At 71.6% G+C, this 19994-nt stretch carries 20 protein-coding genes; 8 read left to right on the forward strand and 12 right to left on the reverse strand.

The window, feature by feature from the left end; genetic code table 11:
• Window position 1: 1 nt before the first annotated feature.
• Both ACFVT1_RS17890 and ACFVT1_RS17895 read right to left on the reverse strand, forming a co-directional pair.
• Window positions 2-958: an NADP-dependent oxidoreductase gene (locus tag ACFVT1_RS17890; protein WP_389796251.1), complete on the reverse strand. Its 957-nt coding sequence runs from the start codon at window positions 956-958 to the stop codon at window positions 2-4.
• Window positions 959-1041: 83 nt separating this feature from the next.
• Window positions 1042-2256 carry an MFS transporter gene (locus ACFVT1_RS17895; protein WP_389796254.1) on the reverse strand — a complete coding sequence of 405 codons (1215 nt, stop codon included), beginning with the start codon at window positions 2254-2256 and terminating at the stop codon, window positions 1042-1044.
• 61 nt (window positions 2257-2317) lie between these two features.
• On the opposite strand from ACFVT1_RS17895, the gene ACFVT1_RS17900 reads away from it, so the two are divergent.
• Both ACFVT1_RS17900 and ACFVT1_RS17905 read left to right on the forward strand, forming a co-directional pair.
• The gene (locus tag ACFVT1_RS17900; protein ID WP_389796256.1) at window positions 2318-3292 is read left to right on the forward strand and encodes a transcriptional regulator; all 975 of its coding nucleotides are present in this window, start codon (window positions 2318-2320) and stop codon (window positions 3290-3292) included.
• Between the two features lie 145 nt (window positions 3293-3437).
• Entirely contained in the window at window positions 3438-4370 is a 933-nt protein-coding gene (locus ACFVT1_RS17905) for a hypothetical protein (RefSeq protein WP_389796258.1), read from the forward strand.
• A 355-nt stretch (window positions 4371-4725) separates the two neighbouring features.
• On the opposite strand, the gene ACFVT1_RS17910 is transcribed toward ACFVT1_RS17905, so the two are convergent.
• Both ACFVT1_RS17910 and ACFVT1_RS17915 read right to left on the reverse strand, forming a co-directional pair.
• Window positions 4726-5565 (reverse strand): MOSC domain-containing protein, encoded by an 840-nt coding sequence (locus ACFVT1_RS17910; RefSeq protein WP_389796260.1) that lies wholly within the window; start codon window positions 5563-5565, stop codon window positions 4726-4728.
• The gene (locus ACFVT1_RS17915; protein WP_389796262.1) at window positions 5562-6212 is read right to left on the reverse strand and encodes a CatB-related O-acetyltransferase; all 651 of its coding nucleotides are present in this window, start codon (window positions 6210-6212) and stop codon (window positions 5562-5564) included. Before ACFVT1_RS17915 ends, ACFVT1_RS17910 begins: the two co-directional genes overlap by 4 nt.
• Before the next feature lie 77 nt (window positions 6213-6289).
• On the opposite strand from ACFVT1_RS17915, the gene ACFVT1_RS17920 reads away from it, so the two are divergent.
• From ACFVT1_RS17920 to ACFVT1_RS17935, 4 genes are all read left to right on the forward strand, one after another.
• Window positions 6290-6958 (forward strand): O-methyltransferase, encoded by a 669-nt coding sequence (locus tag ACFVT1_RS17920; protein WP_389796265.1) that lies wholly within the window; start codon window positions 6290-6292, stop codon window positions 6956-6958.
• A gap of 366 nt (window positions 6959-7324) precedes the next feature.
• Window positions 7325-7603, forward strand: coding sequence for a hypothetical protein (locus ACFVT1_RS17925; RefSeq protein ID WP_389796267.1), 279 nt, complete (start codon window positions 7325-7327; stop codon window positions 7601-7603).
• Complete coding sequence (fabV, locus tag ACFVT1_RS17930; RefSeq protein ID WP_389796269.1) at window positions 7600-8811, forward strand: enoyl-[acyl-carrier-protein] reductase FabV; 1212 nt, start codon at window positions 7600-7602, stop codon at window positions 8809-8811. Before ACFVT1_RS17925 ends, fabV begins: the two co-directional genes overlap by 4 nt.
• A gap of 69 nt (window positions 8812-8880) precedes the next feature.
• Entirely contained in the window at window positions 8881-9753 is an 873-nt protein-coding gene (locus tag ACFVT1_RS17935) for an alpha/beta fold hydrolase (protein WP_389796271.1), read from the forward strand.
• 126 nt (window positions 9754-9879) lie between these two features.
• On the opposite strand, the gene ACFVT1_RS17940 is transcribed toward ACFVT1_RS17935, so the two are convergent.
• On the reverse strand, window positions 9880-10521 hold the full coding sequence (locus ACFVT1_RS17940) for a superoxide dismutase (RefSeq protein ID WP_389796272.1): 642 nt from the start codon (window positions 10519-10521) through the stop codon (window positions 9880-9882).
• A 226-nt stretch (window positions 10522-10747) separates the two neighbouring features.
• On the opposite strand from ACFVT1_RS17940, the gene ACFVT1_RS17945 reads away from it, so the two are divergent.
• Both ACFVT1_RS17945 and ACFVT1_RS17950 read left to right on the forward strand, forming a co-directional pair.
• Window positions 10748-11674, forward strand: coding sequence for an NAD(P)H-binding protein (locus ACFVT1_RS17945; protein ID WP_389796275.1), 927 nt, complete (start codon window positions 10748-10750; stop codon window positions 11672-11674).
• A gap of 194 nt (window positions 11675-11868) precedes the next feature.
• Window positions 11869-12369 carry a pyridoxamine 5'-phosphate oxidase family protein gene (locus tag ACFVT1_RS17950; protein WP_389796276.1) on the forward strand — a complete coding sequence of 167 codons (501 nt, stop codon included), beginning with the start codon at window positions 11869-11871 and terminating at the stop codon, window positions 12367-12369.
• A gap of 125 nt (window positions 12370-12494) precedes the next feature.
• Here ACFVT1_RS17950 and ACFVT1_RS17955 read toward each other — a convergent pair whose 3' ends face one another.
• Genes ACFVT1_RS17955 through ACFVT1_RS17985 form a run of 7 tightly spaced genes read right to left on the reverse strand, consistent with a single transcriptional unit; the run spans window position 12495 to window position 19994 of the window.
• Window positions 12495-13898, reverse strand: coding sequence for an FGGY family carbohydrate kinase (locus ACFVT1_RS17955; protein WP_389796277.1), 1404 nt, complete (start codon window positions 13896-13898; stop codon window positions 12495-12497).
• A gap of 14 nt (window positions 13899-13912) precedes the next feature.
• On the reverse strand, window positions 13913-15025 hold the full coding sequence (locus ACFVT1_RS17960; RefSeq protein WP_389796279.1) for an NAD(P)-dependent oxidoreductase: 1113 nt from the start codon (window positions 15023-15025) through the stop codon (window positions 13913-13915).
• Complete coding sequence (locus tag ACFVT1_RS17965; protein WP_389796280.1) at window positions 15022-16113, reverse strand: ABC transporter ATP-binding protein; 1092 nt, start codon at window positions 16111-16113, stop codon at window positions 15022-15024. Before ACFVT1_RS17965 ends, ACFVT1_RS17960 begins: the two co-directional genes overlap by 4 nt.
• Window positions 16114-16133: 20 nt before the next feature.
• Window positions 16134-16952: a DeoR/GlpR family DNA-binding transcription regulator gene (locus tag ACFVT1_RS17970; protein ID WP_389796283.1), complete on the reverse strand. Its 819-nt coding sequence runs from the start codon at window positions 16950-16952 to the stop codon at window positions 16134-16136.
• Entirely contained in the window at window positions 16949-18196 is a 1248-nt protein-coding gene (locus tag ACFVT1_RS17975; protein WP_389796285.1) for an ABC transporter ATP-binding protein, read from the reverse strand. The genes ACFVT1_RS17970 and ACFVT1_RS17975 overlap by 4 nt, the downstream gene beginning before the upstream one ends.
• On the reverse strand, window positions 18193-19032 hold the full coding sequence (locus tag ACFVT1_RS17980) for a carbohydrate ABC transporter permease (RefSeq protein ID WP_389796287.1): 840 nt from the start codon (window positions 19030-19032) through the stop codon (window positions 18193-18195). Before ACFVT1_RS17980 ends, ACFVT1_RS17975 begins: the two co-directional genes overlap by 4 nt.
• A complete protein-coding gene (locus ACFVT1_RS17985) occupies window positions 19029-19994 on the reverse strand; it encodes a carbohydrate ABC transporter permease (protein ID WP_389796288.1) in 966 nt (321 codons plus the stop codon). Before ACFVT1_RS17985 ends, ACFVT1_RS17980 begins: the two co-directional genes overlap by 4 nt.

Genomic DNA, 19994 nt, shown 5'->3' on the forward strand with positions numbered 1-19994 from the left:
GTCAGACGCTGCCGGGGCAGCCGTACCCGCGTCGGTCCGGCACGATGATCAGCTTGCCGCGTACGTGGCCGCCTTCGCTCTCCCGGTGGGCATCGGCCGCCTGGGAGAGCGCGTACGTCCGCGCCACCGACAGGGTGAGTGCGCCGTCCACGACCAGCGCGGCCGCCCGCTCCAGACGCTCACGGACCGCACCGGCGCCGGCGAACACAAAGCGCACGCCGTGCTCCTCCGCCCGGTGGTCGGCGATGGTGACCACGCGCTCCGGCCCGCCGGTCACGTCGACGAGCGCCGGCAGCGAGCCCTTTCCCGCGGTGTCGAATGCCGCGTCCGCGCCGTTCGGCGCGAGGGCGCGGATCCGTTCGGCGAGCCCCTCGCCGTAGGTCACCGGCTCGGCGCCGAGCGAACGCAGGTACGCGTGGTTGCGCTCGCTCGCCGTACCGATCACGGTCGCGCCGAGCTGCCTGGCGATCTGCACGGCCACGGACCCGACACCGCCGGCGGCCCCGTCCACGACCAGCGTCTCCCCGGCCTTCACACCGAGGTCGTCGAGCGCCTGGTAGGCCGTGCTGACCGCCACCGGCAGCCCGGCCGCGACCTCCCAGGGCACGTTTGCGGGCCTTCGCGCGATCTGCGCCGCCGGGGCCAGTGCGAACTCGGCGTAGCCGCCGGAGCCGATCGAACCGAAGACCTCGTCACCCGCCGCGAAGCCGGTCACGTCCTCGCCGACGTCCACCACGACACCGGCGACGTCGCCGCCGGGCACCGCGGGGAACTCCACCGGCATCATCGCCGCGACGGCCCCGCTGCGCAGCTGCCAGTCCAGCGGATTCACCCCGGCTGCCCGGACCTCGACCAGCACCTGCCCGTGACCCGGACGCGGCACCTCGCGCCGCACGACCTCCAGAACATCCGGTCCGCCGTACTCCGTGAACTGCACTGCGCGATACGTCTTCAACATGTTCTCCCCCTGCCCTTTCGCCCATTCAATGTGTACCGAGGCCGATCGGGAGCGCTGAAGCCCCGTCGAGGCGCACGCTCAAACTATCGAGTGACGGCACTGCCTGACGGCTCGCGGGGTGCCCCGCCGTACTCCGCTCCCGCGGCCCGGCGCCCGGCCACGGCCAGGGCCAGCGTGACCGCGAGGGAGGCCCCCGCCAGCACGGCCATCGCCGTCCCCGGCGGGGTCCACTGGGCGAGCGCACCCGCGAACGCGGCCGCGACGCCCTGCATGGTGAGCATGCCCGAGGAGTGCAGCCCGAGGGCCTGACCGGTGATCTCCTTCGGGGTCAGGGCCATCAGCCGCTCCTGGAGCAGCAGACTCGCGGAGAACCCGACCGAGGCGAGCGCGGCCAGAGCGATCGCGAGCGGCAGCGCCGGACGCGCGGCGAAGAGCAGATACGGGGCGGCCAGGAGCACCAGCATCGGCAGGGCCGGCCGCCCCCGCCATCGCGGTGCGACGAACCGGCCCGCCGCGGTGTCCCCGACGAGCATCCCCAGCGCGGCACAGGCGAAGAGCAGCCCGGCGTGCTCGGGGGCGAACGGGACGAACAGCGACTCGCAGCCGACGATCAGCCCGTTCGGCACCCAGAGCGCGAGATAGACCCGGCGGCGTGGACCCGAGGACCACAGAACGGCATTGGTCCGCCACGTCTCGGCGGCCGACGGCCGCCCGGTGGCGCGCGGCGGACGGCGGGCCAGACCGAACCGGGCGACGGCCGCACCGGTCAGATACAGGGCGGCCGCGACCAGCAGTGTGCCGCGCGCGGACAACGTGGCCACCAGGAGACCACCGAGCCCGAACCCGCCGATCTGCATCAGACCGACGCACATGTTCAGTACGGAACGCCCCAGCAGATAGCCGTCCTCGGGCAGGACCTCATGGAGCAGGCCGTACCGCACACCACCGCCCACCGCGGCGACCACGCCCTCGATCAGGACGATCGCGAAGACGGCCGGCAGCGGGAGCCCGGGAACGGCGAGGACGGCGGTGGCCAGCCCGAAGGCGAGCGCCATACCGGTCATCGCGGCCCGTGGCGGCAGCCGGTCCGCCGCCGACATCAGCACGGTCGCCCCGATCACCTGGGCCAGCGAGGAGCCGAACATGGACAGGGCGGCGAGCAGCGGCGAATCGGTCGCGGCGTAGACGAGGGTGCCGAGGGCCAGCCCGCTCATCGTCGATCCCGCGACCTGCACGGCACTGGTCGCGAAGAGCGGTTTGAACTGCGGCGTTCGGAAGAGTTCCCGGTAGGTGCGCATGCGGGGAGTCTCAGCGGGTGCGTACGGCGGCCGTTACTGTTTCGCGCGGAGGCGAAACAACATGGGCCTGTGGCAGATCAACGCGGACACGCTCGCGGGGAGCCGCTTCGTCGTCTCGCCGCTCGCCGAGACCATCTCCGCCCTGAACTCCCTGGAGAGGGAACGGCCCGAGCACCCCGGCGAACGGGCCTGGCTCGACGCCCATCTGCCCGCCCACCGGGCGCGACGGGCCGCCGACCCGGTCGCCGCCCGACTCGTACCGGCGGCGCTCGGCGGCAGCTGGAACGCGGACTTCATCACCCCCACACCGACGGGCGAGGGCACACCGTCCTTCGAGGAGGAGCTGGCATCCGTCCGGGCGACCTCGCCCGAACGCGCCCGAGCGGATCTGGAGGTCGCCCTCGGCGGCCCCCTCCCGGCACTGCTGGACCGCGACGACCTGGCACAGCGCGCCGCCGACGTGCTGGAGTGGGTCTGGCAGCGGACCGTACTGCCGGACTGGCCGCGCCGCCGCCGGATCATCGAGGCGGACATCGTCGCGCGGACCGGACAGCTGAGCGAGGGCGGCTGGGCAACCGCCCTGAGCGGCCTGCGCCCGGGAATGCGGTGGCTCGGCGGGAGCCGGCTCCAGATCAACGCGCACGACTACCCGCCGAAGCAACTGTCCGGTGTGCGGCTGCTGTTCGTGCCGGTCACCCAGCGCACCGGCTGGGTGTCCTGGGACGACGACGCCGGGCGGTACGCGGTCGTCTACCCGTGCTCGGGCGCCCTGGCCGACGCGGGACGGGTGCGGGTGCCCGACAGCCTGGGACGTCTGCTCGGCCCCGCTCGGGCGGCTGTCCTCGTCCTTCTCTCCAGCCCGAAGAGCACCACCCAGCTGGTGGCCCTGACCGGCCAGGGGCTGGGGTCGGTCGGCCGCCACCTCAAGGTGCTGCTGGACGCCGGCCTGGCGGGCCGCCGAAGGGCCGGACGGTCGGTGCTGTACTTCCGCACGGACGTGGGCGACACGCTGGTGGAGGCCCAGCGGGACGACTGAGGGATGCGGCCGTTCGGATCGCCCCGGGGCGGGCATAGGCTGCCGGAAGCACATCGGAGCCGGGCAACGGCGGGTGACTCTCCGGGTATCCAACTCACTTGAAACCAGACCGATGTGAGGGGCAGTCGGCTACGTGGGAGGGGTCATGGCGGATCGGGACGACAAGAACGGCGAACGGCGACGCACGGTGGATCCGGCCGAACTCGGGCCTGTCCTCGTCCGCTTCCGCGAACGCCCGACGATGGGCAAGCTCGGCCTGACCGTCGTCCCGGTGGTGGCCTTCCTGCTGTTCGGCCCGATACCCGACTCCATGCCGGGCATCGGGCACCTCGTATTCGACGTCATCTGCGTCCTGCTCTTCGTCTGGGGAGTGTTCGAGCTGACGCACTCCCTCGCCTCGTGGCTGGTCCTGCACGAGGGCGGAATCGTCTACCGGGGCCGGCACAAGGTGCGGTGGGCGCACCGCTGGGAGGACTTCCGTGACGTGGTCCTGACCCGTCATGTCACCCATCTCGGGTCGTCCGCCGTACGGCCGATCTCGGACCGGATCGTCGCCCGCCTGTGGACGGCGACCGGCCAGGGCGCCCGTCAGCTGTCCGGCAACTACTTCCTGATCGACGTCGGCGCCGGACTCGTGCGCACCTTCCTGCGTTCCCCGGGGAGTCTGACAGCGATGTTCGGAGACATCACCGACCGCGTCGTCGAGGCGCGCGTACGGCACGACCTGCGTGAACTCGCCACAGAAGGCGGCAAGGTCCAGTACGGCCCCATTGAGATCGGCAACACGTACCTGTACGTCAAGAGCGCCGCGGACGAGATCCCGTGGGACGAGGTCACCCGGGTGACCGTGGACGACCACGAGGTCGGCATCACCGTTCCCCACCTGCGGCGCCGCATGGAAGGCGTCAAGCTCAAGGCGGACGGCCGCCGGGAGAACTACCGGGTCGGCGGTGACAACACCCTGTACATCGAGGCCAAGGGCCTGAGCCCGTGCCGGAAGGCGATCATGTGGGCCGTCATGGCCCGCATCGGGGAGTCCCTGGGCAAGGACAAGGGCAAGGACCAGGAACCGTGGTGACCGCCCCCACGGGCAGGGGCCGCACGGAGACCCGCATCCGGATCGGCGGCTGCGTGGGGGCGGTGGCGGGCCCCGCCCGTACGAGCAGCCCGTCGACGGCGGCCTCGCACCGTCAGGCGCTCCGGAGGGGCCGCCTCACGTCAACTCCGTTGGGCCGACGGCCGGATGGGCCCGGACGGTTCTGCCGGGGGCGCGGCCGCACGCCCCACTTCGCGGCGACCGCGGCCACGATGACCAGGCCACGGCCGGAGAGGTCGTTGAGCGTGGGGACGGTTCGAAGCGGTAGAAGAGCGGGATCACGATGCCCATGCTCGGCAGCTTGGCCATCGCCGGGGGGGGGTGGAGTCCGGGGCCTTCACAGGCTGAGCCACTCCGCGACCTCGACGGTGTCCCCGACGGCCACCACGCCCTCGCAGACCACCGCGTTCTTCGCGCCGAAGCTCACCTTGTTCTTGTACTCCGGCTCGCGCCGGTACGTCGCGAGGGTCCGGACCGGTTCCGGGCCCCGGCGGCGGCCGGTGCGCTGGTCGATGAGCGGGACGTTGCACCGCATCGCCCGTACCGAGTAGGCGAGTTCCACGGAACCGAGGAGCATCCGGCGTATCCGGTCCTCGAAGTGCGGTTCGTCGTTGCCGGTCAGGACGATGTTGGGGCGGAAGCGGTCCATCGGCACGGGCTCGGCGTCGCCGCGGGCGGTGATGCGGGCGTTGAGACCGTCCAGGGAGGCCGTCGAGGCGACCAGCACCGCGTGTGCGTCGGCGAAGTTGACCTTGCCGGGGGTGTCGCCCCAGCCGTCCCGGTCGAAGCCGGGGGCCACCCGTACCAGGCGGGACTTCGCGCCGAGCGCGTCGGAGAACCATTCCGCGACCTCGTCACCCTGGTCGGAGGCCACGCCGAGCGGGCGGTCGAACATGCTGACCTCGCGGCGCGGGCCGTCCCGGTCGACTTTCAGGCGGAGTGGCTCGACGCCCTCGCCGGACAGGGCCAACACCGCGCCGGCGTCCAGGACTTCGACCCCGATCGCGGCCATCGAAGGATGGGTGCGCTGGCTGCGGAAGGCGCCGTTCGCCGCGTCCACCACCATGAACGTCCGGTCGTGTTCGAGGCCGGTCCCGAGGACCTGTGCGGAATCGACCGTGGTGCCGGCGCAGCCCTTGACCGGGTAGTACGCCAGTTCTCGAACGGTGATCGTCACGATGTCCCCTCCCGGGCCGCCGCTTCGAGGTCGTCGACGCTGCCGGACATGATGGTGCGGATGTGGCGGGTGAGGTGTTCGATGGGCCAGTCCCACCAGGCCACCGCCAGGAGCCGGGCGATGGTCTCGTCGTCGTACCGGGTGCGGATCAGCTTGGCCGGGTTGCCGCCGACGATGCCGTAGTCGGGTACGTCACCGGTGACGACGGCGCCGGAGCCGATGATCGCACCGTGCCCGATCCGTACGCCCGGCATCACCAGGGAGCCGTAGCCGAACCAGACGTCGTTGCCGACGACCGTGTCGCCCCGGCCCGGCAGCCCGGTCAGCAGGTCGAAGTGCTCGGCCCAGGAGCCGCCCATGGTGGGGAACGGGAAGGTGGACGGGCCGTCCATCCGATGGTTCGCACCGTTCATGAGGAACCGCACCCCGGTCCCCAGCGCGCAGAACTTCCCGATGACGAGCTTCTCGGGACCGTAGTGGTACAGCACGTTGCGGGCCTCGAACGCCGTCGCGTCGTCGGGGTCGTCGTAGTACGAGTAGTCGCCGACCTCGATCAGCTCGGACTTCACCAGGGGTTTCAGCTGCACCACCCGGGGCTGGCCCGGCATCGGGTGGAGAGCGCTGGGGTCGGCGGGAACGACGTTCATGGTGCCCATCATCGCATTCACGCGGATGAGGTAAGTTTCTTTTGGGAACTCACATCGTTTCGAGAGAGGAACACGCCGTGACACTGGTGCAGTGGACCGAGGTCGACGACTACTTCAACGGCCTGCTGGTCGGTTCGGACGAAGCTCTGGACGCGGCCGTCGAGGCCAGCGACGAGGCCGGGCTCCCGGCGATCCAGGTCGCTGCCAACCAGGGCAAGCTGCTGCATCTGCTGGCGAGGCTCCAGGGGGCGCGCACCGTGCTGGAGATCGGCACACTGGGGGGCTACAGCACCATCTGGCTGGCCCGTGCGCTGCCTGAGGGCGGCAGGCTCGTGACGCTCGAATCCGATCCGCGGTGCGCCGAGGTCGCTCGCGGGAACATCGAGCGTGCCGGCCTGGCGGATGTCGTCGAGATCCGGGTCGGCGGGGCCCTCGACACGCTGCCGGGGCTCGCGGAGGAGGGGTACGGGCCGTTCGACGTCGTGTTCATCGACGCCGACAAGCCGAGCAACCCGGACTACCTGGCCTGGTCGCTGAAACTGACCCGGCCGGGCAGCCTGATCATCGCGGACAACGTGGTGCGGGACGGTGAGGTCGTCGACGGCACCAGCGACGACCCGAGGGTGCAGGGCGTGCGCCGCTTCACCGAACTCGTCGCGGCCGACCCGAGGCTGAGCGCGACCGCACTCCAGACCGTCGGGAGCAAGGGCTACGACGGGCTGTTGATGGCGCTCGTCACCGGTTGACATCTGCTGACTTCGGCCGGGATGCCTGCGGTGAGCGGTGCCGAGCGGGCCGCCCCGTGCACCGCGGCGGCCGGGCGGGGCATCAGCGGAGTGCCTCTCCCCGTTGATGCGACGTGACGGTGGGGGCCTCGTCTGTCACGTCCGGCGAGGGGGTCCCTCGGCTCGTCCGTGCGCTGTCTTCCTCCGGACCGGGCGGGGCGCCGGCTGGGCGGTGGAGCGCCTCCCCCGTCTGTGCGACGTGACGACAGGTGCCTCGTCTGTCACGTCCGGCGAAGGACCCCTCACTCCACCTGCCCGCTGCCCTCCTGCGGACCCGGCAGGCGCCATGTGCAGGGGAAGAGGTCCCTGCCCCATCGGGACGGGCTCATGCCCAAGGCGGTGAACAACTCCAGGTATTGGGCGGAGGAAACCACCGGCCACCCGGCCGAAGACCCCGGTGGCCCGGAGCGCGCCTCGCACGGGATCCGAGGCGTCCGTGGTCCCGCCCCGGCCGAAGTGGTGGAAAGCCTCCAAGAGCTGCTCGGCATTACTGTGGCCGGCGAGGTGACCACCCGTGTTCGTGCGGTCGCAGACTTGCAGGGTGCGGCGCGGGCCCTCGCGGTCGCGCCCCCCGTCCGTGACGACCCGAAGGACCCGAACCCATGAGCGAACGCGTCATCGCCCCCAAGAATCGCGGCTTCCTCTTCCTCGATTCCCACCCGGCCGGCTGCGAGCGCCTGGTGGAGGACATGTGGCAGGCCGTCCCCGCCCCGTCCCGGGTGCCCGACCGGGCGCCTGTGGCACTGGTCATCGGCTCCTCCGCCGGGTACGGGCTGGCCGCGACGATCGCCGGTCTCGCCCGTGCCGGGATCCGTGGGATCGGGGTCTGCTTCGAGAAGGCCCCCGGACGCCGCACGGGTACGGCCGGTTGGTACCGCACGGCCGCGACCGCCGAACTCGCCCGCCGGCACGGACACGACATGGTGTTCCTCAACGGGGACGCGTTCTCCGACGAGATGAAGAACCAGGTCGCGCAGGTGCTGGAAGAGCGTTTCGGCGGCCGTCTGGACTACCTGGTCTACTCGGTGGCCGCCCCGCGCCGCACCGACCCCGACACCGGGACCGTCTACGCGTCCGTCCTCAAGCCCATCGGCGAGGCGTACAGCACCAAGACCCTCGTCTTCGACGACGGGGGCGCCGGTGAGGTGCGGGAGGTCGGGACGCAGCCGGCCGACGGCGACGACATCGAGCAGACCGTCGCCGTCATGGGCGGAACCGACTGGGAACGGTGGATCGACCACCTCGCCGACCGCGGGCTGCTCGCCGACGGGTTCACCACCGCCGCCCTCTCCTACATCGGCTCCGCCCTGACGGCCGCGATCTACCGGCAGGGCACCATCGGCGCCGCCAAGTCCCACCTCGAACAGACCGCCCGCACCCTCGACGAGCGGCTCGGCAAGCTGGTCGGCGGGCGCGCGGTCACCTCGGTCAACGCGGCAGCCGTCACCCAGTCCTCGACCGCGATCCCCGGCATCGCCCTGTACGTCGGGCTGCTCCGTGGCGTTCTCGGCCAGGCCATGGTCCCGCCGATCGGGCAGCTCACCGACCTGTGGGACCGGCTCACCGGCGTCCGTCCGCTCGACCTCGACGACGAAGGGCGGGTGCGCCTGGACACCTGGGAACTCGCCCCTGCCGTCCAGGCGGCCGTCACCGAGCGGTGGAATGCCGCCACGACGGAGAACATCACCGAACTCGCCGACCTCGACTGGTTCCACGCCGAAGTGCAGCGCCTGTACGGGTTCGCCGTGCCCGGCATCGACTACGCCGCGCCGGTCGAGACCGACATCTCCTGGCCGGACGCGGTCACCTCCTGAAGCGGTCCGGTGCAGGGGCCGGTGGAAAACCCTTCGACGGGATACGTGGATCCGGTCATGATCAGAAGTATGACTTTGCGTGTGATTGATCCGGTTCGTATCGGTGCAGAACAGCTTCCGGGAGGGCGGCGGCTGGGCTGGGCCGAGTGGGGGCCGGTGGACGGTGTGCCGGTGCTGCTGTCGCCGGGGGCGGCCACCAGCAGGCATCTCGGCTTCGGCGGTGACGTGGCGGACGGTCTCGGGGTGCGGGTGATCTCGCTGGACCGTCCGGGACTGGGTGCCTCCTCGCCCCGGCCCGGCCGCACCTTCGGGGATTTCGCCGACGACATCCGCGCGTTCGCCGCCCTGCGCGGCCTGGAGCGGCCCCTGATGGTCGGCAACTCGCAGGGCGCGCCCTTCGCTCTCGGATGCGCGGCTGCCGGAGTGGTCGGCGCGCTCGCGGTGGTCTCCGGCGCGGACGAGATCGCGGCGCCGTGTTTCGGCGACGCGCTGCCGGGCGAACTGCGGCGCCTCGTCGACCTGGCCGTGTCCGACCCGGCCGCCGCCGAGAAGGTCTTCGCCGGGTTCACCCCGCAGGCGATGTGGGACATGGTCATGTCCGGCAGCCCGGAGTGCGACCTGGCCGTCTATCAGCAGCCCGCGTTCGCGGCCGCCTACCGGCGCGCGCTCGACGAAGCCTTCGCCCAGGGGACCGGCGGCTATGCCCGGGACACCGTCCTGGCCATGGGCCGCTGGGGCATCGAACTGTCGGACATCGACGTACCGGTGGACCTCTGGTACGGGGAGAAGGACACCGGTCACTCGCCCGACCAGGGGGCCGCTCTGGCCTCGCGGATCCCGGGAGCGGTCCGGCATCTGGTGCCGGACGCGGGCGGGGCGGTGCTCTGGACGCATGCCGAGCAGGTGCTGAGCACGCTGCTGAAGCACGCCCCCAGCACCTGACCCCCGTGCGCGACATGACAGAAGGACCCTCACCTGTCACGTCCAGGTGAGGGTCCCCCCTTCATCCGCCTGCCCGGTGAAGGTTGAGAAGACGATCACGAGGCAGGACGTTCATGCGCCTCCCCGTCAGGGGGCGAGCAGGAGTACGTCGGCGCGCTCCTTGGCGGCCGCGTAACGCTTCGCCACGTCCTGCCAGTTGACGACGCGCCACATGGCTTCGATGAAGTCGACCTTCTGGTTCTTGTACTGGAGGTAGAAGGCGTGCTCCCAGGCGTCGAAGACCAGGATCGGGACGGAGCCCTGGCCGACATTGCCCTGGTGGTCGTAGACCTGCTCGACGATCAGCTTTCCGCTGACCGGCTCGTACGCCAGGACGCCCCAGCCGGAGCCCTGCGTGGTGGCCGAAGCCTTCGTCAGCTGGGACTTGAAGCCGGCGAACGAGCCGAACGACTCCGTGATCGCGTCCGCGAGGTCACCGACACCGTCCGCCGCGAGGGGCTCGCCGCCGCCGTCGCCGGTCATGTTGTGCCAGTAGATCGAGTGCAGGATGTGGCCGGAGAGGTGGAACGCGAGGTTCTTCTGGAGCCCGTTGACCGCTCCCCAGGCCCCCTTGTCGCGCGCCTCCTCCAACTGCTCCAGGGTGTCGTTCGCACCCTTCACATAGGCGGCGTGGTGCTTGTCGTGGTGGAGCTCGATGATCTGCGGATTGATGACCGGTTCGAGCGCCGCGTAGTCGTACGGGAGTTCCGGAAGCGTGTACGTGGCCATGTGGTCGAACCCTCCAGCTGCTGTCCTGTTGTTATTGCAATCTATATGCAAGAGCAGGCTAACAGCAGGAAGAGCTCGGAAGTGATCAGCCCTTCGGACCAGGACCTGCCTCCCCTCCCCACCCCGAGGGCCGGTTCCGTCGCCCTCACGGCCCTGCTGTTGTCGCAGCGCAGAGGCGCGTCGGGCTCCGGTTGCGTGCCGGCGGTGTGCACCGCAAGCTGCCCCTATGAACCGCAGGGAGGCCGGTGTGCTGCCCATCCTGGTGACGGGCGCGGCGGGCAGCGTCGGCGCCGTCGGACGATCCGTTGTCGAGGGCCTTCGGCGACGGGACCTGCCTGTCCGGGCCATGGTGCGCCGCGACGACGAGCGGGCGCAGGCGCTGCGCGCAACCGGCGCCGAGGTCGTCGTCGGAGACCTGACGCGCGCCGGCGATGTCGCCGGCGCCCTGGCCGGCTGCGCACGCATGTACTTCGGCATGGGCGTGTCGGCGCAGTATCTGGAGGCTGCCGTGACGGCGGCGGTCGCCGCGCGTGCGTACGGGCGCCTGGAAGCGTTCGTGAACATGTCGCAGCTGACCGTCTCCGAGATGGACCTCACCAGTACTTCCGAGTCCGTGCAGCAGCAGGAGCAGTGGCTGGTGGAGCAGGTCCTCGACTGGTCGGGCCTGCCCGCCGTCCAGATCAGGCCCACCGTGTTCATGGAAAACCCGCTGTTCCGTGCCGGCTTCTCCTCGATCGCGGAGTACGGGACCATCAGGCTGCCCTTCGGCCGGGCGAAGACCTCCCCCGTGGCAGCCGGCGACGTCGCCGCGGTCGTGGAAGAGATCCTGGCCGACCCGGTCCCGCACATCGGCAGAACCTATGAGCTGACCGGCCCGCGCTCGGAGGGCATCGACGCCATGGCGGCGGAGGTCTCCGCAGTTCTGGGCCGACCGGTCGGGTACACCGACGTCCCCCTGCGGGAATGGATCGACGACGACCTCAGGCCGCTGGGGCTGCCCGACCACGTCTTCCAGCACATCTCCACCATGGCCCGCCTTCACGCGGAGAACCGGTACGACCGCGAGGCGGAAGGGGTCCGGCAGGTCACCGGGCGGCCCCCTTCGGGGGTGGCCGACTACGTCCGTGACAACCTCGGCCTCTTCACCCCCTGAAGCCCCTGCCTCACGGGCAGCGCTGCTCCCGGCGGGAAGGCCGCCTCGCCGAGGGAGCGAGGGGTGTACGCGAGGCGCTGACCGCCGGCCGCCCGGTCGGCCGCCCGAGCCATGGGCTGAGGGGTTCATCGGCCGCGGGGAGTAGGTCCCGCGCCTCATCCGCGCTTCACGTCTGCTGGCTAGGGTCTGCACTCATGCAGACCACGAAGACGGTTCCTCGTCAGACATCGGAGCGCAGGCGCGACACGCTGGAACGGCTCGTCGCGGAGCGGGATGTCTGGGTGTCGACAGCCCACCCCGATCGCGGGCCGCACCAGGTGCCGCTGTGGTTCCTGTGGGACGGGCGAGCGGTATGGATGTGCACCGGTGCGACTTCCGTGACTGCCCGGAACGTCCGCACGGAGCCGCGCGTGCGGCTGGCGCTGCCGGACACCTTCGATGTGGTGCTCCTCCAGGGCGAGGCGGAGTGCTTCCCCGACCAGGAGGTGCCCGGTGACGCGGCGGAGGCGTTCGCCGGCAAGTTCGGGTGGGACCCGCGCACGGAGGAGGGCCCCTTTCTGTATGTGCGCGTGGTACCGAAGACGGTGCGCGCTTGGCGCGGCGAGCCGGAACTGCGCGGCAGAGTCATCATGCGGGACGGGACGTGGCTGGGGCAGCGGCCGTCCGGTTCTCCGCCTGCGCAACCGGAGCACTGAGGGAGCGCCATGGTGGCCGACCGGAATGCACGGTGGCCGACTGCGGTGCCCGGCCGTACGTGCTCGCGGGCCCGTCTCCGACCGACCCCATGGCCGGGGCCCGTCCCCGCTCGGGGAACGCCTCGTCACGCGCGGGCCCGCGTACGGGCCTCGGCGAGCCGGGTCAGATGGTCCCCGTACGCCTTCGCGTAGAACTCCGAACGTTCCGGGTCGGGTTCGACCACCTCCGTCGGGGCCGTCCACGCGGCCGTGTCCAGTTCCGCGCCGAACCGCTGTGCCGCCGCGAGCACCGCGCCCCGCGCACCGACCTCGCCCTCCACGATCCGGACCGGGCGGCCCAGCACATCGGCGAACAGCCGCGTCCAGGCGCGGGAGCGGGTGCCGCCGCCGCACAGGGCGAGGGTGCCGGTGAGGCCCGCGGCCTCCAGGCAGTGGCGGGCGGCGAAGCCGATGCCCTCGCAGACCGCGCGGATCAGATCCGCCGGGGTGGTCTCCAGAGACACACCGGTGAGCTCCGCGCGCAGCCGCGGCTCGACGAACGGGGCGCGTTCGCCGGACGGAGCGAAGTAGGGCAGCACATGGACACCGTTCGCGCCGGGCGGGGTGGCGGCGAGGAGCGCGTCGACCTCCGTGTGGCGTACGCCGGTGGTGGCGAGCACCCAGTCGAGGGCCGCGGTGCCGACCATCGCGGGCATGGCGCGCAGCCAGTGGCCGGGGCGGTCGGTGGAGATGTGCAGTCCCGCCGGCTCGCCGTCCAGATCGAGCTGTTCCGTGGCCACCAGCGCCGCCAGGCAGGTGCCGACGATCAGCAGGCCGTCACCGGGACGCGCGACACCCGCGCCCAGGGCGCAGGCCGGCAGATCGTACGGGCCGTTGGAGATCGGTACCCCGGAGGGGAGCGTGGCCGTGGCGACGGGGTCGCTGACCGGGGCGAGGAGCGCGGCCCGGTGGCCGAGGCCGAGCGCGGCCACGACATCGGAGGAGTAGGCACGCGTCATCGGGTCCAGAAACGGCATCGACGCGTCGGAGACATCCGTGGCCCGGACTCCGGTCAGCCGCTGGAACACCATGTCCTTGCAGTACAGGGCGGTCGTCGCCGCGTCGAGCGAGGCCGGGTCGTGACGGTCGAGCCAGGCGAGCACCGGACCCGGACAGCCCGGGAACATCGCGCTGCCGGTGCGGCGGTAGACGGCCCCGAAGACGCCGGACTCCAGCCAGGTGCCGACCAGTTCATGGGCCCGGCCGTCCATCCAGGAGATCGCCGTGCGGACGGGGCGGCCCTCCGCGTCCACCAGCCAGACGCCGTCGCCCTGACCGGTGAGACCGGCGAACGCGACCCCGTCCGGGCCCAGCGCGGCCAGGACCTCGCGGACCGCCCTGTACACCTCGTCCATGTCCTGTTCGACGCAACCGCCGCGGATCGTGAGCCCCACCGGGCGGGATTCGACGGCCAGCGCGCGGCCCCGCGGGTCGAAGGCCGCGGCCTTCACCACCGACGTGCCGACATCGATGCCGATGTATCGCGTCATGGGGCGGGCTCCCTTCACAGGGCGTGGGCGAGCGGTTCGCCCCGCACGTAGCGCGCGACCTCGGCCGCCGCGATCCGGGCCGCCTTCTGCGCGACGGCCCGGCTGGCGCCCGCCACATGCGGGGTCATCAGCAGATGCGGGGTCCGGAAGAGCCGCGACGCGGGCGGGGGCGGCTCCTGCTCGTAGGTGTCGAGCGCCGCGGCCCGCAACTGCCCCGAGTCCAGGGCGTCGCACAGCGCGTCCGTGTCCAGCAGCCCGCCCCGGGCCGCGTTCACCAGGACCGCGCCGTGCGGCAGCAGGGCCAGTTCGCCGGCGCCGACGAGATGCCGGGTCTCCGGGGTGAGCCTGGCGTGCAGGGTGAGGACGCGGGAGCGGTCCAGGAGCGCCTCCAGCGAGGCCGCACGCAGGCCGTGGACGTCGCCGCGCACATACGGGTCGTACACCTCGACCCGGGCGCCGAACGCGGTGAGGACCCGGGCCACCCGGCTGCCGACCGCGCCGTAGCCGATCAGGCCGACGGGGGTGTCCTCCAGCTCCAGCCCGCAGTTCTCGTACGTGTAGTGGGAGGCGTCCCAGCGGCCGTCCGCGGCGAGCGAGCGGTGGGCCTCGGGGATGCGGCGCAGCGCGCAGAGCATCAGCCCCACGGTGAACTCTGCGGTCGCCGCCGCGTTGCGTCCGGGCGCGAAACACACCCGCACACCCCGGGCCCGTGCGGCAGCCGCGTTCACATTGACCGGGCCGCCCCGGCAGACCACGATCAGCCGCAGATCGGGCGCGGCGGCCAGGACCCGCTCCGTGAACGGTCCCATCTGCGTCACGCACACCTCGACCCCGTCCAGGGCGCGGATCAGCGTGTCCTCGGCGTCGCTCGCCTCGTCGACCTCGGCGACCCGTCCGAAGGGCTCCAGGGGCCAGCGGAGGGTGAGTTCGGCGATATGGGGCTCCGGGCCGAGGGCGTGGTGCAGGGCCTCGGCGATGAGGGAGTTGCGGACGAAATGGTCACCGGCGATCAGAATCCTCGTCGCGGGGCGGACCGTAGCGGGGTCGACCGTTGTGAGGCCGACCGTTGTGGGGCGGACCGTAGCGGGGCCGACCGGCGCGGGGCGGACCGTTGTGGGGCGGGTCATCGCAGAGCGTCTCCTGTCCGGGCGTCGAAGACATGGATGTGCCGGGGATCGGCGGTGATGCGTACGGTGTCGTCCCGGTCGAGCCGTATCTCCGGACCGGTCACGACGACCAGCGGCCGCGCCACCCCGTCGAGCGAGAGCGTGGCGATGCCGGACTCCAGCAGGGGTTCATGGGCGGCGACCCGGGCCGGTACGCCCGTGTCGTCCATGTGCGGATCCTCCATGTGCAGATCCTCCGGTCGGATGCCGAGGACCACCGCGCGACCCGCCGCCGGGCTGTGCGGTACCGCGAAACGCACCCTGTCGGAGAGGTGCACCCCGCCCGCCCCGTCGGCCGTCCCCGGGAGCAGATTGATCGCCGGTTCGCCGACGAAGTCGGCGACGAACAGATTCACCGGGGCGTCGTAGATCTGCTCCGGGGTGCCGAGCTGCTGGATCTCGCCGTCCCGCATCACCGCGATCCGGTCGGCGAGCGACAGCGCCTCCTCCTGGTCGTGCGTGACGAGGATCGCGGTGTGGCCGCTGTCCCGCTGGATGCGCTTCAACTCGCGTCGGGTGGTGTCCCGTTGGGCGGCGTCCAGATGGGACAGCGGTTCGTCGAGGAGCAGTACGTCGGGGCTGCGGATCAGGGCGCGGGCCAGGGCGACGCGCTGCTTCTGGCCGCTGGAGAGTCCGGCGGGGCGGGCCTCCAGGAGGTCCGTGATCCCGATGCGCTCGGCCAGGTCGAAGACCCGGCGGCGGATCTCGGCCCGCCCGTACCGGCGGCGGGCGGCGAGTCCGAAACCGAGGTTCTCCGCGACGGTCAGCGGCGGGTACAGCGCGTAGTTCTCGAACGCCACCCCGATGTTGCGCTGCCGGGCCGGGAGTCCCACCACCGACGAGCCGCCGATGAGGATGTCGCCGCCGGTGACCGTCTCCAGCCCGGCGATCATCCGCAGGGTGGTGGACTTGCCGCAGCCGGACGGACCGAGCAGTCCCAGCAGCTCGCCGGAACGCAGCTCGATGTCGAGGGAGCGGACGGCCTCGACGGCGGCCCGGCCCCGTCCGCCGTAGGTCTTGCGCAGCGCGCGCAGGGCCAGTTCAGTCATCCGTCATCGCCGTCCCCCGTTCATCCGTCGTCCCCGCCCGCCGTACCGGACTCCCGGCCGGTGCCGCAGACCTCGTAGGGCACCTTGTGCTCGTCGAGTTCGCGCAGTGCCCGGTCGGACGCCCCGTCGTCGACCAGCAGCAGATCGAAGCGGGAGAGCGGGGCGAGCCGGTGCAGGGCGACCCGGCCCAGCTTGGAGTGGTCGAGCAGCAGCACGTTGCGGCTCGCCGAGTCGAGCATCGCCCGCTTCACGGAGACGATGTGCTGCTCCTGGTGGTAGGCGTATCCGCCGGACACGGCGGAGGTGGAGGTGAAGCAGATGTCGACCTGGAGCGACTGCACCGCCTCCACGCACGAGACGCCGAGGAAGGAGGAGTGCAGCGGGTCGAAGTCGCCGCCGAGGCCCATCAGATGGATGCCGCGCTCCTGCGACAGCAGGTTGATCGCCTCCAGGAAGTTGGTGACGACGGTCAGCGGGGTGATGGAACGCAGCCTGCGCGCTATCTCCAGCGTGGACGTCGAATCGTCGAGCATCACCGCCATGCCGGGCTCTATGAGCCTCAGGGCCCGGTCCGCGACGGCGGCCTTCTCGGCGCGCATCGTCTTCAGCCGGTAGGAGACGTTCGACTCGAAGACACCGGACGGCTGGGCGGTGACGCCGCCGCGGAACTTGCGGACGACACCCTGCCGTTCCAGCTCGTCCAGATCGCGGTGGATCGTCATCAGGCTGACGTCGAAACGCTCCGCCAGCTCGGCGGCGCTCACCTCGCCCTGTGCGAGGACGTACTCGGCTATGGATGCCTGGCGCGGGGCGGGGCCCCGCTGCGGAACGTTGCTCACGTGCTGATCCTTCGTCCTGGACGTGCCGGCCGGTCGGCCTCGAACAGCAGCAGACTCTCAGGCGGTACGCGGAGCCGCACGGGACGGTCGGGGCTCAGGCCCGCCGCGTCGGCGCGCGGGACGACGAGGGACAGCTGCTGTCCGCCGATCCGGACGGTGACTTCGGTGGCCCGGCCCAGCAGCTCGGTGACGTGGACGGTGCCGGTCAGTTCCAGGGCGGGGCGCCCACCGGTGCCGGCCGGCACCGGACCGGGGCCGCCGCCCGCACCGGCCGGGTCCGCCCCCGAACCGCTGCCCGCACCGGCCGGGTCCGCGCCCGGCATGCGGCCGTCACCGGCCGGCCCCGGCAGGTCCAGGGGGCCCGTGCCGGGGCCCTGGAGTCCGATGTCCCGCGGCCGTACGCCGAGCTGGACCGCCGTACCCGGCGGTGCGGGCACCGCCAGCGGCAGCTCGTACGCCCCGTCGATCGACCGGAAGCGCCCCTCGGACGTCACCGTCCCGGGCAGCAGATTGATGCGCGGCCGGCCGAAGGACCGGGCGACGAACGTGTCGTACGGGCGGTGCCACAGCTCCTCGCGGGTGCCGGTCTGCACCATGCGGCCGTCCCTGATCACCCCGATCCGGTCCCCGAGCGCCAACGCCTCCACCGAGTCGTGGGTCACGTACAGCGTGGTCGTGCGCCGGACCGAGCCGATCGCCTTCAGCTCCGCGCGCATCGCCTGCCGCAGCTTCGCGTCGAGGTGCGACAGCGGCTCGTCGAGCAGGAACGCGCGGGCCGGCCGCACCAGCACCCGGCCGAGCGCCACCCGCTGCCGCTGGCCGTTGGAGAGCCGGCCCACCGGACGGTCCAACAGAGCCCCGATCCCGAGGAGTTCGGCGACCTCCCCGATCCGCTCGCGCGCCTCGTGCGCGGGCAGGCGGTGGCGCGGCGAGCGGAGCGGGGAAGCGAGATTGTCGTACGCGGTGCGGTGCGGGTACAGGGCGTACGACTCGAAGCACATGGCCACACCCCGGTCGTACGGCTCCACGCCCGCCATGTCCGCCCCGCCCAGCTCGACGGCCCCGGCGTCCGGCGCCTCCAGGCCCGCGACCGTCTTGAGCGTGGTCGTCTTCCCGGCCCCGGACGGCCCGAGCAGGCAGAAGAACTCCCCCTCGGCCACCTCCAGGTCCAGCCCGTCGAGCGCGGTGTTCCTCCCGTACCGCTTGTGCACGCCGCGCAGCGCGACGGCCGCCGGGCCGGTCACGACTTCACCGCCCCGAACGACAGGCCGCGCACCAGATACCGCTGGATGGTGAGGGCCAGCAGCAGCGGCGGGACCACCGAGACCAGGGCCGCGGCCGCCGTCAGGTTGTACTTGGGCCGGTCGCCGCCGAGGAAGGACAGCGCGCCGACCGTCACCGTCTGCGCGTGGGAGGAGGTCAGGATCAGCGGGAAGACGAAGTTGTTCCACGCGAAGATGAACGCCAGCAGCGAGACGGCCGCGATCCCCGGCTTCACCAGCGGCAGCGCGACCTTGAAGAACGCCTGCCTGCGGGTGTAGCCGTCCAGCAGCGCGGCCTGCTCCAGCTCGGGGGAGAGATCGGAGAAGTACGACCGCATGATCCAGACGATCAGCGGGAGGGTCACCAGTTGCAGCACCCACACCATGCCGACGTACGTGTCGAAGAGGCCGAGCTTCTGATAGAGCACGAACAGCGGCACGATGACGGTGAGTTCGGGGGCGAAGCGGAACGAGAGCAGGGTGAACATCAGGTTCTCCGAGCCGCGGAACCGCCACCGCGCGGCGGCGTACGCGGCCGGCAGCCCGACCACCAGCGACAGCGCGACCGCGCCCAGCGACACCACCAGGCTGTTCACGAAGAACCGCACGAACGGCACGCCCTGATCGCCCCCGGCGCCGAGGACCGTGCGGTAGGAGTCGAGGGTCGGGGTGAACGAGAAGTACGTACTGAACAGCTCGTTCGCCGGCTTCAGCGACAGGACCACCATCCAGGCGACCGGGAACAGCGCGAAGACGAAGTAGAGGATCAGCGCCAGATCGGCGGCGACGGCGAGCACCCTGCGCTTCGGCGCCCTCATCCCGGCACCTCCGCCGCCCGGTTCTGGACCCGGCCCAGATAGCGCACCAGCACCATCGTGACCAGGTACACCACAGCCCACAGCACCACCATGTAGCTGATCCCGAACGAGTAGCGCTGGAAGCGGATCGCCTCCAGATAGGCCCTGATCTGAAGCACCATCGTCGAGTCGCCGGGGCCGCCCTCGGTCAGCGCGTAGATGATGTCGAACACCTTCAGCGAGTCCATGAACCGGAAGATCACGGCGACCAGGACGTACGGCCACAGCATCGGCAGGGTGAGGCGCCGGAAGGTGAACCACCAGCCCGCCCCGTCGACCGCCGCCGCCTCGAACGGCGAGGCGGGCAGCGAGCGCAGACCGGCCAGTGCGAGGATCGCGACGAACGGCGTGTAGATCCACACGTCCACCGCGATCGACGACAGCAGGGCGCCCGTCGGCGTGTCCGTCCACTGCACGCCGCCGAGGCCGAACGGCTCCAGGAGATGGTTGACGACGCCGACCGACGGCTGGAGCATCAGCTTCCACATGATCGCGGCGATCACCGGCGCGATCATCAACGGCAGGATCAGGATCTTCTCCAGCACCCGCCCGACGAAGCTCGCCCGGTGCAGCAGCAGAGCCACGGCCACCCCGAGCACCGTCTCGACGGCGGCCGCGCCGAGCGCGTAGGCCACCGTCACCCGCGCCGAGTCCCAGAACGCGGGCTGGGTGAAGATCCGCCGGTAGTTGTCGACGCCCACCATGTCCGGCCGCGGTGTGCTCGCCGCGAAGTCGAACACCGTGTAGTAGAGGCCGAGTCCGAACGGGTAGAGGATGCCGCCGGTCAGCAGCAGCGCGGGGACGATCAGCAGGTACGGCCGCAGCGAGCGGCGCCACGCCGGTACCGCCCGCTTCCCGGCCTCCGCGCCCGAGGCCGCCGCCCCGCGGCCGGTCACCGGCACGGGCGCCACGCGTCCGGACAC

Source organism: Streptomyces sp. NPDC057963 (assembly GCF_042887155.1).
Taxonomy (GTDB): Bacteria; Actinomycetota; Actinomycetes; order Streptomycetales; family Streptomycetaceae; genus Streptomyces.

Bases quoted from the DNA above. Each gene is read 5' to 3' on its own strand.
- ACFVT1_RS17890 (WP_389796251.1), bottom strand. From the start codon at position 958: ATGTTGAAGACGTATCGCGCAGTGCAGTTCACGGAGTACGGCGGACCG.
- ACFVT1_RS17895 (WP_389796254.1), bottom strand. From the start codon at position 2,256: ATGCGCACCTACCGGGAACTCTTCCGAACGCCGCAGTTCAAACCGCTC.
- ACFVT1_RS17900 (WP_389796256.1), top strand. From the start codon at position 2,318: ATGGGCCTGTGGCAGATCAACGCGGACACGCTCGCGGGGAGCCGCTTC.
- ACFVT1_RS17905 (WP_389796258.1), top strand. From the start codon at position 3,438: ATGGCGGATCGGGACGACAAGAACGGCGAACGGCGACGCACGGTGGAT.
- ACFVT1_RS17915 (WP_389796262.1), bottom strand. From the start codon at position 6,212: ATGAACGTCGTTCCCGCCGACCCCAGCGCTCTCCACCCGATGCCGGGC.
- ACFVT1_RS17925 (WP_389796267.1), top strand. From the start codon at position 7,325: ATGCCCAAGGCGGTGAACAACTCCAGGTATTGGGCGGAGGAAACCACC.
- fabV (WP_389796269.1), top strand. From the start codon at position 7,600: ATGAGCGAACGCGTCATCGCCCCCAAGAATCGCGGCTTCCTCTTCCTC.
- ACFVT1_RS17935 (WP_389796271.1), top strand. From the start codon at position 8,881: ATGACTTTGCGTGTGATTGATCCGGTTCGTATCGGTGCAGAACAGCTT.
- ACFVT1_RS17940 (WP_389796272.1), bottom strand. From the start codon at position 10,521: ATGGCCACGTACACGCTTCCGGAACTCCCGTACGACTACGCGGCGCTC.
- ACFVT1_RS17945 (WP_389796275.1), top strand. From the start codon at position 10,748: ATGAACCGCAGGGAGGCCGGTGTGCTGCCCATCCTGGTGACGGGCGCG.
- ACFVT1_RS17950 (WP_389796276.1), top strand. From the start codon at position 11,869: ATGCAGACCACGAAGACGGTTCCTCGTCAGACATCGGAGCGCAGGCGC.
- ACFVT1_RS17955 (WP_389796277.1), bottom strand. From the start codon at position 13,898: ATGACGCGATACATCGGCATCGATGTCGGCACGTCGGTGGTGAAGGCC.
- ACFVT1_RS17960 (WP_389796279.1), bottom strand. From the start codon at position 15,025: ATGACCCGCCCCACAACGGTCCGCCCCGCGCCGGTCGGCCCCGCTACG.
- ACFVT1_RS17965 (WP_389796280.1), bottom strand. From the start codon at position 16,113: ATGACTGAACTGGCCCTGCGCGCGCTGCGCAAGACCTACGGCGGACGG.
- ACFVT1_RS17980 (WP_389796287.1), bottom strand. From the start codon at position 19,032: ATGAGGGCGCCGAAGCGCAGGGTGCTCGCCGTCGCCGCCGATCTGGCG.